Origin of the sequence: Salinivibrio sp. EAGSL (assembly GCF_013366455.1) — a bacterium.
GTDB lineage: Bacteria > Pseudomonadota > Gammaproteobacteria > Enterobacterales > Vibrionaceae > Salinivibrio > Salinivibrio costicola.
The window spans coordinates 42,670-55,472 of sequence record NZ_JABWMG010000023.1 but is presented as its reverse complement, the minus strand read 5'-3'; the positions used below and the strand labels follow the sequence as shown (position 1 = coordinate 55,472).

General features: G+C 50.9%; 13 protein-coding genes and 1 pseudogene. 9 read left to right on the top strand and 5 right to left on the bottom strand.

The window, feature by feature from the left end:
* Positions 1–52: 52 nt before the first annotated feature.
* The 4 genes from galE to HLG76_RS13260 form a co-directional block, all read right to left on the bottom strand.
* Positions 53–1,066, bottom strand: coding sequence for a UDP-glucose 4-epimerase GalE (galE, locus tag HLG76_RS13275; RefSeq protein WP_175993821.1), 1,014 nt, complete (start codon positions 1,064–1,066; stop codon positions 53–55).
* 763 nt (positions 1,067–1,829) lie between these two features.
* On the bottom strand, positions 1,830–3,086 hold the full coding sequence (locus HLG76_RS13270; protein ID WP_077660267.1) for a PTS ascorbate transporter subunit IIC: 1,257 nt from the start codon (positions 3,084–3,086) through the stop codon (positions 1,830–1,832).
* A gap of 11 nt (positions 3,087–3,097) precedes the next feature.
* Positions 3,098–3,385, bottom strand: coding sequence for a PTS sugar transporter subunit IIB (locus tag HLG76_RS13265; protein WP_175993820.1), 288 nt, complete (start codon positions 3,383–3,385; stop codon positions 3,098–3,100).
* Between the two features lie 58 nt (positions 3,386–3,443).
* Positions 3,444–3,887 (bottom strand): PTS sugar transporter subunit IIA, encoded by a 444-nt coding sequence (locus HLG76_RS13260; RefSeq protein ID WP_077670206.1) that lies wholly within the window; start codon positions 3,885–3,887, stop codon positions 3,444–3,446.
* Between the two features lie 258 nt (positions 3,888–4,145).
* Between HLG76_RS13260 and HLG76_RS13255 the strand changes: the two genes are divergently transcribed.
* On the top strand, positions 4,146–5,177 hold the full coding sequence (locus HLG76_RS13255; RefSeq protein ID WP_077660265.1) for a LacI family DNA-binding transcriptional regulator: 1,032 nt from the start codon (positions 4,146–4,148) through the stop codon (positions 5,175–5,177).
* Between the two features lie 213 nt (positions 5,178–5,390).
* Here the strand turns inward: HLG76_RS13255 and HLG76_RS13250 are convergent, their stop codons facing one another.
* Positions 5,391–5,552 (bottom strand): hypothetical protein, encoded by a 162-nt coding sequence (locus HLG76_RS13250; RefSeq protein WP_158011777.1) that lies wholly within the window; start codon positions 5,550–5,552, stop codon positions 5,391–5,393.
* 26 nt (positions 5,553–5,578) lie between these two features.
* Between HLG76_RS13250 and HLG76_RS13245 the strand changes: the two genes are divergently transcribed.
* The 8 genes and pseudogenes from HLG76_RS13245 (at position 5,579) to rbsK (ending at position 12,797) form a co-directional block, all read left to right on the top strand.
* Positions 5,579–5,833, top strand: a complete 255-nt coding sequence (locus HLG76_RS13245; RefSeq protein WP_077651224.1) for a type II toxin-antitoxin system ParD family antitoxin — start codon at positions 5,579–5,581, stop codon at positions 5,831–5,833.
* A gap of 49 nt (positions 5,834–5,882) precedes the next feature.
* A complete protein-coding gene (locus tag HLG76_RS15220; RefSeq protein WP_217706587.1) occupies positions 5,883–6,128 on the top strand; it encodes a type II toxin-antitoxin system RelE/ParE family toxin in 246 nt (81 codons plus the stop codon).
* Positions 6,129–6,370: 242 nt separating this feature from the next.
* Positions 6,371–6,595: a hypothetical protein gene (locus HLG76_RS13235; protein WP_077677021.1), complete on the top strand. Its 225-nt coding sequence runs from the start codon at positions 6,371–6,373 to the stop codon at positions 6,593–6,595.
* 959 nt (positions 6,596–7,554) lie between these two features.
* The gene (gene rbsD, locus HLG76_RS13230; protein WP_077660262.1) at positions 7,555–7,974 is read left to right on the top strand and encodes a D-ribose pyranase; all 420 of its coding nucleotides are present in this window, start codon (positions 7,555–7,557) and stop codon (positions 7,972–7,974) included.
* Between the two features lie 23 nt (positions 7,975–7,997).
* Positions 7,998–9,502 (top strand): annotated as a pseudogene (gene rbsA, locus HLG76_RS13225) (ribose ABC transporter ATP-binding protein RbsA).
* Positions 9,499–10,488, top strand: a complete 990-nt coding sequence (gene rbsC / locus HLG76_RS13220; protein WP_021023174.1) for a ribose ABC transporter permease — start codon at positions 9,499–9,501, stop codon at positions 10,486–10,488. Before rbsA ends, rbsC begins: the two are co-directional and overlap by 4 nt.
* A gap of 399 nt (positions 10,489–10,887) precedes the next feature.
* Entirely contained in the window at positions 10,888–11,781 is an 894-nt protein-coding gene (rbsB, locus tag HLG76_RS13215; protein ID WP_077576641.1) for a ribose ABC transporter substrate-binding protein RbsB, read from the top strand.
* An 86-nt stretch (positions 11,782–11,867) separates the two neighbouring features.
* On the top strand, positions 11,868–12,797 hold the full coding sequence (gene rbsK, locus HLG76_RS13210) for a ribokinase (protein ID WP_175993819.1): 930 nt from the start codon (positions 11,868–11,870) through the stop codon (positions 12,795–12,797).
* Positions 12,798–12,803 lie beyond the last annotated feature (6 nt).

Below are 12,803 nucleotides of genomic sequence, written 5' to 3'. Positions count from 1 at the left end.
TCTCTAGTCTCTAGTCTCTAGTCTCTAGTCTCTAGTCTCTAGTCTCTAGTCTCTAATCCTCATACCCATTCGGGTTTTTCGACTGCCAGCGCCAGGTGTCTTCGACCATGGTTTGCAGATTGCGTGTGGCGGTCCAGCCTAACGTTGCTTTAGCATAAGCAGGATCGGCGTAGCATTCGGCAATGTCGCCGGCGCGGCGGGGCTTAATCTCGTAAGGGATCGGGCGATCTGCAGCAGCTTCAAATGCATGCACCATTTCTAACACACTGTTGCCTTGGCCGGTGCCGAGGTTAAAAATATGGGTGCCAGGTTGATGAGCCATTTTATCCAGCGCGGCTAAATGCCCATCGGCTAGATCGACCACGTGAATATAATCACGGACGCCGGTGCCGTCGGGGGTGGGGTAATCATTACCAAACACGCCCAGTTTTTCGCGTCGGCCCACCGCTACTTGTGCCACAAAAGGCAGCAAGTTATTGGGTGTGCCTTGTGGATCTTCACCCAGTAATCCCGATTCATGCGCACCGACCGGGTTAAAGTAACGCAGCAGGGTGATGCTCCAATCTGGATTGGCATGGTGAAAATCCTGCAAGCATTCTTCCACCATTAACTTGCTTCGGCCATAGGGATTAGTCGCCGAGGTGGGGAAGTCTTCTTTAATAGGCACCGATGCGGGATCGCCATAAACGGTGGCAGATGAGCTGAAAATGAGCGATTTGACGTTAGCCGCTTGCATTTCACGCACCAGGTTTAGGGTGCCGGAGACATTGTTGTCGTAGTATTTCAGTGGTTTTTCAACTGACTCACCCACGGCTTTTAATCCGGCAAAGTGGATCACACTGTCAATGCTGTATTCAGCAAACACACGCTTTAAGAACGTACTGTCGCGAATATCACCTTGCATAAAAGCTGGGCGTACTTGCGTGACTTGCTCAATGCGATCGAGCACCATTTCTTTGCTATTACATAGGTTATCGATAACGACAGGCGTATGGCCTTGTTTGATCAGTTGAATGCAAGTGTGGCTGCCAATATACCCCGTGCCACCGGTGACGAGTACCTTCATGGTCGAACTGCCTAGTTTGTTATCAAGATTGGTAAATAAGAACGACAGAATACTGAATACGGGGGAAGATGGGAAGAGCCGGGAAAGAGACAAGACGCTTCGCTTCTAGAGGCTAGAAACTCGAATACAGAATACAGAATACGGAATACGGAGCGCTGCGCTTACGGAGTACGGGAAAGAGACGAGACGCTTCGCTTCTAGAAACTAGAGACTAAATAGAGTAGATCGTGCTTGCGTTGGGGCTCTTGCTCTTTCTGTACTCTGTATTCAGTCATCGGTATTCGGGAATGGGAAGACAGAGCGCTTCGCTTACAGAATACGGGGAAGAGCGAAAAGCAGTGCCTAGGTCCTAGGCCCTTTATCTACAGTGCCTGTCACGATCAGTGCCAATTTTAACACTGGCGCCAACTTTGGCTTTGATGTCCGATGGCGCCGTGCAACGGGCGCGCGGCGTAAATCACACCAAGCTGGTGCGATCGAGAAGGCGCTTATGCCGACCTACGCCAATGGTGCCATTGGTGTTTGTCCGACCTTGATTCGAGATCTTGAATACGGGAAAGAGCGGAAAGCAGTTCCTAGGACCTAGGATCCTAGGCCCCAGGAACTTTATTTACAGCACCTGTTACGATCGGTGGCAAATTTAACACCGGCGCCAACTTTGGCTTTAATGTCGGAGGCGCGCGTTTTACATTGAATCAATATTTTCACATCGCACTGGCGCTTGTCCGACCTACGCCTGGTTTTTATTTCGTCTTCTGCTTGTTTATCGCACAATCAGGCCGAGTAGGATGCCGACGACGCCGAAATCTGCATCGCTAAAGGTGGTGTTGGCAAAGCCCAGATCGCCGAGTACCGGGAGCAGGAATACCGGTAGGAAGGTGATCAGTAAGCCTTGCGCAAAGGCGCCTAAAATTGCGCCGCGTCGTCCGCCGGTGGCATTACCGAATACACCTGCTGCCGCGCCGACGAAAAAGTGGGGCACAACACCTGGGATGATCACGGTGAGCCCTAAGATATAAAGCAAGAACATACCCACTAACCCGGCGACAAAGCTGGATAAAAAGCCTACTAACACCGCATTGGGCGCGTAGGGGAAGACCACGGGGCAGTCGAGTGCTGGCTTGGCATTAGGCACCAGTTTGTCGGAGATGCCTTTAAACGCTGGCACAATCTCGGCAATCACCATTCTTACCCCTTGCAAAATCACATACACCCCACCCGCAAAGGTGATGGACTGCATTAATGCAAACATAAACCAGTGTTTACCGTCACTGACCTCGCGCACAAAGTCCCCGCCGGCAAACAGACACGTCACCATAAAAATAATGCCCATGGTAAACGAGATGGCGACTGGAGTATCACGCAAGAACAAGAGGCTTTTGGGCACGTCCATGTCTTCGGTGGAATGGGCTTTGTTGCCAAATTTGCTGCCAATAAAGCCGGCTAGCACGTAAGAAAGGGTAGAGAAGTGACCAATGGCGACTTCATCTGAGCCAGTGACTTGTTGCATGTATCGATGCGCGATGGCAGGGAAAAACACCATTACCGAACCGACAACCACAGAGCCTAATGCCACCAATGGGATTCCTTCCATGCCGCTGGTGGAAAGAATCGCTGCTACCATCATCGACATAAAGAGGGTGTGGTGGCCGGTTAAAAAGATGAATTTCCATGGGGTTAGGCGTGCGATAAGAATGTTCACCAGCATGCCGAAGAACATGATCATCGCCATTTCTTTGCCAAAGGCTTCTTGCGCAATGGACACAATGGCTTCGTTGTTTGGTACGACACCACTGATGCCAAAGGCGTGCTGAAAAATGGTGGCAAAATCACCGAGTGAGCTGACCACCAATGAGGCACCGGCTCCTAGGATCACAAAACCAAGAATGGTTTTTACCGTGCCTTTGATACATTCAGTCACCGGTTTTTTCTGGGCGATTAAGCCAATCAGTGCAATTAAGCCCACTAATACCGCAGGCTCAGAGAGCACGTCTTTCATCAGGAAGTTAAAAAAGGGCATAACGTGACTCCTTATAGGGCACCGAGTGCTTGTAGGGCTTCAGATAAGCGAGATTTCATTGCCTCTTTATCCACCATGTTGTCGAGTGCGACAATGCGCGGTGACACATTCATCGCTTGCAACTGCTGGGCAATGTCGTTGGTTCCAACAAAGATATCAGCATCTGTCCCAGACACTGAGCCCAGATCGATATGATCGACACTGGCCTCGACGCCGAGATCCTTGATGATTTGTTTGATGCTCATTTCCATCATTAGGCTGGTGCCAAGACCATGACCGCATACAACTGTGATTTTCATAATTCAGACCTTCTATTTTTGTGTAGGTATTTGCGTTTTATTGGTATCGGGGTTTGGATTAGTACTCGGCGATGATCGCTAAGATCTCATCCGCGGTGGTTGCGCGGCTGATCTGCGCGATGTGCGCCTCGTTCATAAATAGGTTCGCGAGTTGAGAAATGGCCTCGACATGGCTATTGCTGTCAGTAGCCGCAAGAGTAACCAGCACCTTGACCGGGTCGTTTTCCGCGCTATCAAAATTGACGCCGTTTTGAATCACGGTAATAGCAAGGGCTAAGCGGTTCACGCCATCTTCTGGGCGCGCGTGGGGCATGGCAATGCCTGGACCAATAACATAGTAGGGGCCGATTTCTTGATGCGAGCGATAAATGGCGTCGACATAGCTTGGCTCGATAGCTCCGTTAGTCAAAAGTGCTGCGCAGGCTTTATCGATAGCGTCTTGCCAATCGTTTGCATCGGTATGAATACGGATAACGTCAGGAGTAATGAGTTCACGTAACATGGTACCGTCCGTTTTGTGGGAGTAATGGGTTTGTTGGCGAATTGTTGATAACTTTATCGCTGAAATGCGGGTAATAAATAGACAAGGGTCACAAATGATAGCGCTACCTGATAGCGCTATCATAATGTGTGATAGCGCTATCATTTTTTCTGGTTGGCGGTGAGCCATGCTATAAAGCGGTCATACTAGGCAAGGATTATTGGCTGATGGCTGTGATAGGATACGGTTGAATAAAATGATGAGTAATCAATAAATAAGATGAGTGAACCGCGAAAACGACGTAACACGGGTAAAGTCACGCTCGCTGATGTCGCCAAACGAGCAGGAGTAGGCACTATGACAGTGTCTAGGGTGTTGCGCACGCCGGATGCTGTCTCTGATAAATTGCGCGATAAGGTTCAACGCGCTGTTGAGCAGCTTGGCTATATACCGAATAAAGCCGCAGGCGCCTTGGCCTCGGCGCAAAGCTATGCCATTGCGTTGATTATTCCTTCTCTGCTGGAAAAGGCTTGTGGCTTGTTTTTGCCTAGTTTTCAACAGCGGCTGAATAAAGCTGGCTATCAACTGTTGCTGGGTTACAGTGATTATTCTGTCCAGCAAGAAGAGGATTTGCTTGCCAGCTTTTTAGAAAGTCGCCCGGCAGCCGTGGTGCTGTTTGGCAGTGAACATACCCAGCGCACTCATCAACTGCTCGCGATGGCCAATGCGCCTGTCCTCGAAATTGCTGAATCGCCATCAATGATAGGTTATGCCAGCATGGGTGCAGATCACCACGAGATAGGTAAGGTTGGTACGTCGCACCTTTTAAGCCAAGGATTTAATAATATTGGCTTTATTGGCGCGCGAGGGAATCATGCGACCTTACAGCGCAAACTGCAAGGCTGGCAGGGTGCGATGATTGAGCACTATTTAACTCCAGACCATTTTTTAACCACCCACGAGGCGCCATCGGCACAATTGGGGGCAGAGGGCCTAGCGAAATTGTTGCTTCGCGATGCCACGTTGGACGCGCTAGTCTGTAGCCATGAAGAGGTAGCGATCGGCGCGTTGTTTGAGTGTCACCGACGGGTGTTAAAAGTGCCGACTGATATCGCGATTATCAGTTTGGAGGGCTCATCGATGAGTGAACATGCGTTTCCTAGCCTGACAAGCGCTGAAATTGACTATCAATCCCTCGGCGCCCAGGCAGCGTCGCATATTTTACGAGCCATTGAAGGCCAACCGTTTATAGGCTCTGAAATTATTCCCTTTAAATTGGCACACCGCGCCAGCACCGCAACAAAGGTTTAGTTTTTGTGAGTTTTGTGGGGACAGGCACTTTTGTGGGGACAGGCACTTTAGGCCCGGTGATGTCATTGGCATAGGTGAAATAAGCTCCGGTGCCATGCTAACAATCATGCGTTATGCCAACGGGCGCCTGTCACGATCAGTGCCAATTTTAACACCGGCGCCAACTTTGGCTTTGATGTCCGATGGCGCCGTGCAACGGGCGCGCGGCGTAAATCACACCAAGCTGGTGCGATCGAGAAGGCGCTTATGCCGACCTACGCCAATGGTGCCATTGGTAGTTAACGGGACAGGCATTTTTGGTGCTTGTGTCTCATGACGCGCGTCGATAAGAAGCAGTAATTGATTCGGCACAGTCGGATGGTATGATATTGTCATACCGTGATATCTTAGGATGGCCAGATATGAGCATGCATCGGAAAACCATTACGCTGACTGAACAACAAGACTGTTGGGTGAAAAGCCAGATTGAAAGCGGTCAGTTTGGCAATGACAGTGAGTATATCCGTTACCTCATCCGTCGAGATCAGCAGGCTCAAGAACGTATTGCCGTGCTGAGGCAGGCTCTCGCTGAGGGTGAGTCAAGCGGAAAACCTAAGGCACTCGATGTATCGGCTATCAAGGCAACTGGCCGTCAACGGATGAAGGCGGCTGATTAGTGCTTAAGCTGAGCGTCACGCCGAAGGCCGAATCCGATCTCATTGGAATTTGGGTATATACCTGCGAAAATGGGGTGCTGATCAGGCAGATCAATGTCTGGATCAGCTTGAAGAAGGGATGAAACAGCTGATTAATCATCCATCACTCGGCGCGAACTACGCCTATATTTTTTCTGGGTATCGAAGATTGCAGGTCGAGCATCACGTTGTTTTCTATCAAGTACTTGAATCGGAGGTACTCGTTGTTCGTGTGCTGCACGAGGACATGGACGCACCTGAAAGACGTCTGGATTAGCTAGTTAGTCATTTATTGGGACTTTTGGTGGTGCCATTGGCGTAGGTGACACAAGCCCCGGCACCATGTCAACAATAATGCACCATGCCAACGGGCGCCTGTCACTATTAGTGCCAATTTTAATCATCAATGTCGGAGCGCGCCAGTTATATCGAGGAACGAGGCTTACATCGTGCTGGGGCTTATGCCGACCTAGGCTTGATTTTAACGAAGCGGTTCCCGGTATTTTAAGGAGACAACCCATGGCTAATCATGACACAGAAAAGACGATACCTGAGCGTGAGCAACGGCGGTTTGCCGTATCTGCGAATCGGGACAAAGGCAGTCACCGGATTCGTTATGTGGAGGCAGGCGGTGCCTCGGTGGATAATGAAGAGTGCACATTTTGCCAAGCGGTACCGGGTTTGAGTGATCAGCCGGAGAAGGAAGAGAACCGAGACGCTTCGCTTCTAGAGACGAGAGACTAGATCGAGCCGCCTCGTGCTCGCATTGGGGCTATTGCTTTTTCTGTACTCTGTATTCCGTCATCGGTATTCGGGATCGTGAATATGGAGAAGAACGAGAAGCAGTACCTAGGTCCTAGGATCCTAGGCCCTAGGAACTTTATCTACATTGAGACTTTATGATCCCATTGGCGTAGGTGACACAAGCCCCAGCATAATGTCAACAATAATGCACCATGCCAATGGGCGCCAGTTGCACTGCGCCTGTTACGATCAGTGCCAATTTTAATCATCAATGTCGGAGCGCGCCAGTTATATCGAGGAACGAGGCTTACATCGTGCTGGCGCTTTTCCGACCTACGCCAATGGTGCCATTGATGCTTGTCTAGTCTACGTATGATTTGGAAAAGGGAGTACGGAGAAGAGCGAGAAGCAGTGCCTAGGCCCTTTATCTACAGCACCTGTCACGATCGGTGGTAAATTTAACACCGGCGCCAACTTTGGCTTTAATGTCGGAGGCGCGCGGTTTACATTGAATTAATATTTTCACATCGCACTGGCGCTTGTCCGACCTACGCCTGGTTTTTATTTCGGTGGTGCCATTGGTGCTTGTCCGACCTAGGCTTGATTCGGGATCTTGAAAAAGGAGCGCTTCGCTTACAGGATACGCAGAAGAGCGGGGACAGGCACTATACGTTTTTTCCGTATTCCGTATTCCGTCCCCTAGGCTCTAGTCTTTATCTCTCCCAACCCCCTAGTGTGATCTTCCCCTCTCTTTGCTAGTGACTGCGATATCAATAGTCGATCTGCTTCACATCTGTGTATCTTGCTTATGGTGAATTTTATATCGCCGTTTATTATTTATTTAATATCGAAACGTTTCATGGCGTGTTTTCTGCGAGAAAGCGCGATAAAAGAAGGCGTATCCGCGTTGAGTGGGGTGTAAGCGCTGAATGATCCAATCGAGAGTGAGAAGGTGATGAATGAATAAGCATGGTTTGCTCCATCCAAAGCTCGCACAGCTGGTTACGCAAGTGGGACATACCGATGAGTTTACGGTGTGTGATGCGGGGCTGCCGATACCGAACTCGGTGTCGCGCATTGATTTGGCGCTGACTGATGGCGTGCCGAGCTTTATGCAGACGGTCGAGGCGGTGTTAACGCACGCTTGCATTGAATCTGTGGTGATTGCGGAAGAGCTCGCAGTGGTGAGCCCAGCGCTGCACCAGGCATTGCTTGGGCGATTAGAACAAGAAAATGCTGCACGCCAACAGCCGATAGGGGTGACCACTATCAGCCACGAGGCATTTAAAGCACGTACGGCGCAGAGCCAAGCGGTGGTTCGCACCGGTGAATGTACGCCTTATGCCAATGTGATTTTTCAAGCCGGTGTCACCTTTTAGGTGGGCCTAAGCGAGTAACCACGATGACGCAACCTATCTTACAGCTCAGCCAAGTCGTAAAAACCTTTCCCGGGGTGCGCGCCCTCGATGAGGCAAGCTTGAATGTGTATCCCGGCCAAGTGATGGCGTTATTGGGCGAGAACGGCGCGGGAAAATCCACCTTGATGAAGGTGTTAACCGGGATTTATCACGCCGATAGCGGTGAGGTGAATTACCAAGGCACACCTGTCTCGTTTAAAGGGCCACGCGATTCGCAGCAAGCGGGGATCAGTATTATTCACCAAGAGCTGAATTTGATCCCAGAGCTGACCATTGCCGAAAACATTTTTCTGGGTCGTGAATTTACTAATCGTTTTGGCAAGATTGACTGGGTCAAAATGGTTGAAGAGGCGGATAAGCTGCTGGCGCGGTTAAATGTCAATGCGCGCGGTTCGACGCCTCTGGGGAGCATTAGCCTGGGCGAGCAGCAGATGGTGGAAATTGCTAAAGCACTGTCGTTTGAGTCGCAGGTGATCATTATGGATGAGCCGACCGATGCGCTGACCGACACCGAGACGGCTTCGCTGTTTGCGGTGATCAATGAGTTACGTGCGCAGGGCTGCGGCATTGTGTATATCTCACACCGTTTAAAAGAAATTTTTGAGATTTGCGATCGGATCACCGTGTTACGCGACGGCAAGTTTATTGGCGAATGTGCCGTCAGTGATACCGATGAAGACGGTCTGATTGAAATGATGGTGGGCCGCAAACTCGCGGAGCAATACCCGCGTAGCGATGTAAGCCCTGACGGGATAAGCCTTGAGGTGGAAAATGTCAGCGGCCACGGAGTGGAAGAGGTGAGTTTCCAGCTGCACCGCAGTGAAATTTTAGGCGTGTCGGGTCTGATGGGGGCTGGGCGTACGGAGTTAATGAAAATTATCTATGGCGCCATGCCGCGCGAGGCAGGCACGATTCGGCTTGATGGCAAGATGATTAATCCGGTCAGCCCGCAAGATGCACTGGCTAACGGCATAGCCTATATCTCCGAAGATCGCAAAGGCGAGGGCTTGGTGCTGGGGTTATCGGTGAAAGACAACATGTCACTCAGCGCGCTCGATAAACTGACGCACTGGGGCAAAATTCAGCCGCGCGATGAAGTGATGGCGGTGGATGATTTTATTCGCCTTTTTAATATTAAACGCCGCATCGTGGCCAAATTATTGGCAACTTGTCGGGCGGTAACCAGCAAAAAGTGGCGATCGCCAAAGGGCTGATGACCAAGCCGAAAGTGCTGATTTTGGATGAGCCGACGCGTGGTGTCGATGTAGGCGCCAAAAAAGAAATTTACCAGTTAATTAATCAATTTAAAGCCGAGGGCATGAGCATCATCTTGGTGTCGTCAGAAATGCCCGAAGTGCTTGGCATGAGTGATCGCATCTTAGTGATGCACGAAGGCCGCGTGTGCGGTGAATTTGATGCCAAGGACGCTAACCAAGAAACTCTGCTTGCCTGTGCGGTAGGCAAAGATGCCAATGAGGATGCAGCATGAGCTCAAATGCAGTCAATAAGTCCCAGCCGTCAGAGGATGGACGCAAACCTATGTTCAGCAAAGCCTGGTTAATTGAGCAAAAATCACTGATCGCCTTGTTGGCGCTGATCGTGGTGATGTCATTTTTAAACAGCAACTTTTTCATGGTCGATAACCTGCTCAATATCCTGCGCCAAACCTCGGTGAACGCGATTATCGCGGTGGGGATGACGCTGGTGATTTTAACCGCGGGTATCGATTTGAGCGTCGGCTCGGTGCTGGCATTGTGCGGTGCCTTTGCCGCGAGTCTGATAGCAGTCGAAGTGCCGGTGTTGATCGCAGTGCCCACCGCTTTGTTTGCCGGCGCAGCAATTGGTGCCATGACTGGTGTGGTGGTGGCTAAAGGCAAGGTGCAGGCGTTTATTGCCACCTTGGTCGCAATGACGCTCTATCGTGGCGTGACCATGGTGTATACCGATGGTCGCCCCATTTCCGCGGGCTTTACTGAAACGGCGGACGCCTTTGCATGGTTTGGGACCGGTTATTTATTGGGTATTCCCGTGCCCGTGTGGCTGATGGCCATCGTCTTTATCGGTGCCTGGTACTTGCTTAATCATACCCGCTTTGGCCGTTATATCTACGCACTCGGTGGCAACGAGTCAGCGGCGCGTCTGTCTGGCATCAATGTCGATCGGATTAAAATCGGTGTTTACAGCCTTTGCGGCATGCTTGCCGCGCTGGCGGGGATCATCGTTACTTCACGTCTGTCCTCTGGCCAACCGACTGCTGGCACTGGCTATGAGCTTGACGCGATTGCGGCGGTGGTACTGGGCGGCACCAGCCTCATGGGCGGTAAAGGCAAGATCATGGGCACGCTGATTGGTGCGCTGATTATCGGCTTTTTGAACAACGCCCTTAACCTGCTGGACGTGTCGTCTTACTACCAAATGATTGCCAAAGCCGTGGTGATTTTACTCGCCGTGCTGGTGGATAACAAAAACAAATAGCTTGTTGGTAGCTTGTTGGGACAGGCACTCTAGCTTGTCGGCACGAACTTGTCGGGACAGGCACTTTAAGTTGGCATTCGGGAATGGGAATACGGAGCGCTTCGCTTACGGAATACAGGAAAGAGCCGAGACGCTTCTCTTCTAGAAACTAGAAACTAGAGACTAGAGACTAGATAGAGCAGATTGTGCTTGCATTGGGGCTCTTGCTCTCTCTGTACTCTGTATTCCGTCATCTGTATTCGGGATCCTGAATACAGAGCGCTTCGCTTACGGAGTACGGGGAAGAGCAGAAAGCACTGCCTAGGCCCTAGGAACTTTAAGTTACCGGGACAGGCACTTTTAATTCTCTTTAATGATTAAACAAAAACAATACCCTACAAACACAAAAGGACTGAAAGCATGAAAAAACTGACTACTTTGATTACCACCGCGCTTTTGTCGTCAACGCTTAGCATCAGTGCGCAGGCGGAAGATAGAATGGCGATCGTGGTCTCAACCTTAAACAACCCATTTTTTGTCACCATGAAAGAAGGCGCAGAGCAGAAAGCGCAAGATCTTGGCTATGAGCTATTGGTGCTCGATTCGCAAAACGACGCCAGTAAAGAGCTGTCGAATGTGGAGGATTTAACCATTCGTGGTGTGAAAGCCATCTTGATTAATCCCACTGATTCGGATGCAGTCTCGAATGCAATTCGTATTGCTAATCGCGCTGACATTCCGGTGATTACGCTAGACCGTGGCGCCAGCCGTGGGGAGGTGGTGAGCCATATCGCCTCTGATAACGCGCAAGGCAGTAAAATGGCGGCGGAATTTATCATGGGTAAAGTCGGTGAGCGTGCCAAAGTGATCCAGCTTGAGGGCATTGCCGGTACGTCGGCAGCGCGTGAGCGGGGTGAAGGCTTCATGGATGCGATTGAAGGTACGGATGTAGAGTTACTGGCCAGTCAGCCAGCGGATTTTGACCGCACCAAAGGTCTGAATGTGATGGAGAACTTGCTTGCTGCGTATCCAGAGGTGCAGGCGGTGTTTGCACAAAACGATGAAATGGCGTTTGGCGCGTTGCGTGCGGTGCAGGCATCAGGCAAAGATGTCACTATTGTGGGCTTTGATGGCACTAAAGATGGCATTGCTGCAGTAGAACGTGGCCACTTGGCAGCGACTATCGCTCAGCAGCCGGGTATGATTGGTGAGCTCGGTGTTGAAACGGCGGATAAAGTGCTGAAAGGCGAGTCAGTCGACAGCTATATTCCGGTACCGCTTAAGGTGATCAGTCAAGAAACGATCGCTGAATAAGGGTCGCACGGGAAGATACAATAATAAGCACCGTCTGGCCGAGTGTGTTGGACGGTGCGCGATTGATTGAACGGTAAGGAAGGGTAATGAGTCCATTAGTTGTGCTCGGCAGTGTTAATGCCGATCATGTTTTACGCGTCTCCAGTTTTCCGCGTCCTGGAGAGACATTACACGGTCGAGATTATGCGGTGATTGCGGGTGGCAAAGGCGCAAATCAAGCGGTGGCGGCGGTGCGTTGCGGTGCGGATGTTGCCTTTATTGCCAGTGTGGGTGACGATGCCTTTGGTCAGCAGATTCGTCAGTGTTATGCGCAAGAGGGGATGGATGTCAGTGCGATGAAGGTGCAGGCGAATGCGCCGACCGGGATTGCGATGATTCAAGTCACTGATCAAGGTGAGAACAGTATCGCGTTATCGGCGGAGGCCAATGCGGCGCTGACATCGGAGGCCATTACCGCCGATCTCGATACGATAGCCCAAGCCGATTACTTGTTGATGCAGTTAGAAACGCCGATGTGCGGGATTGAAAAAGCGGCTTTTCATGCCAAAGCGTCAAATACCCAAGTGGTGCTGAATCCGGCCCCTGCGGCTTCTTTGAGCGATGCGCTTTTGGCGGCGGTTGACATTATCACGCCGAATGAAACAGAAGCACAAAGCCTGACTGGCATTGCGGTGACAGATTCCGAGAGTGCGCAAGCTGCATCAAATGTGCTGCACCAAAAAGGGATTGAGACGGTGCTGATCACTATGGGTAAACAGGGCGTGTGGCTGAGTGACAAAGCGCGAAAGGAAGGGAGATTAATCCCGGGTTTTGTTGTCGATGCTATGGATACCACCGCCGCTGGCGATACCTTTAATGGCGCACTCGTCACTGGATTGATAGAGGGACAGACACTTGATCAGGCGATTCGGTTTGCGCATGCCGCGGCCGCTTTATCCGTCACTCAGCGTGGCGCACAAACGTCGATTCCCTCGCGCGTGGATATCGATGCGTTTTTAGCCCATCAAGATGCCTAATCTTCA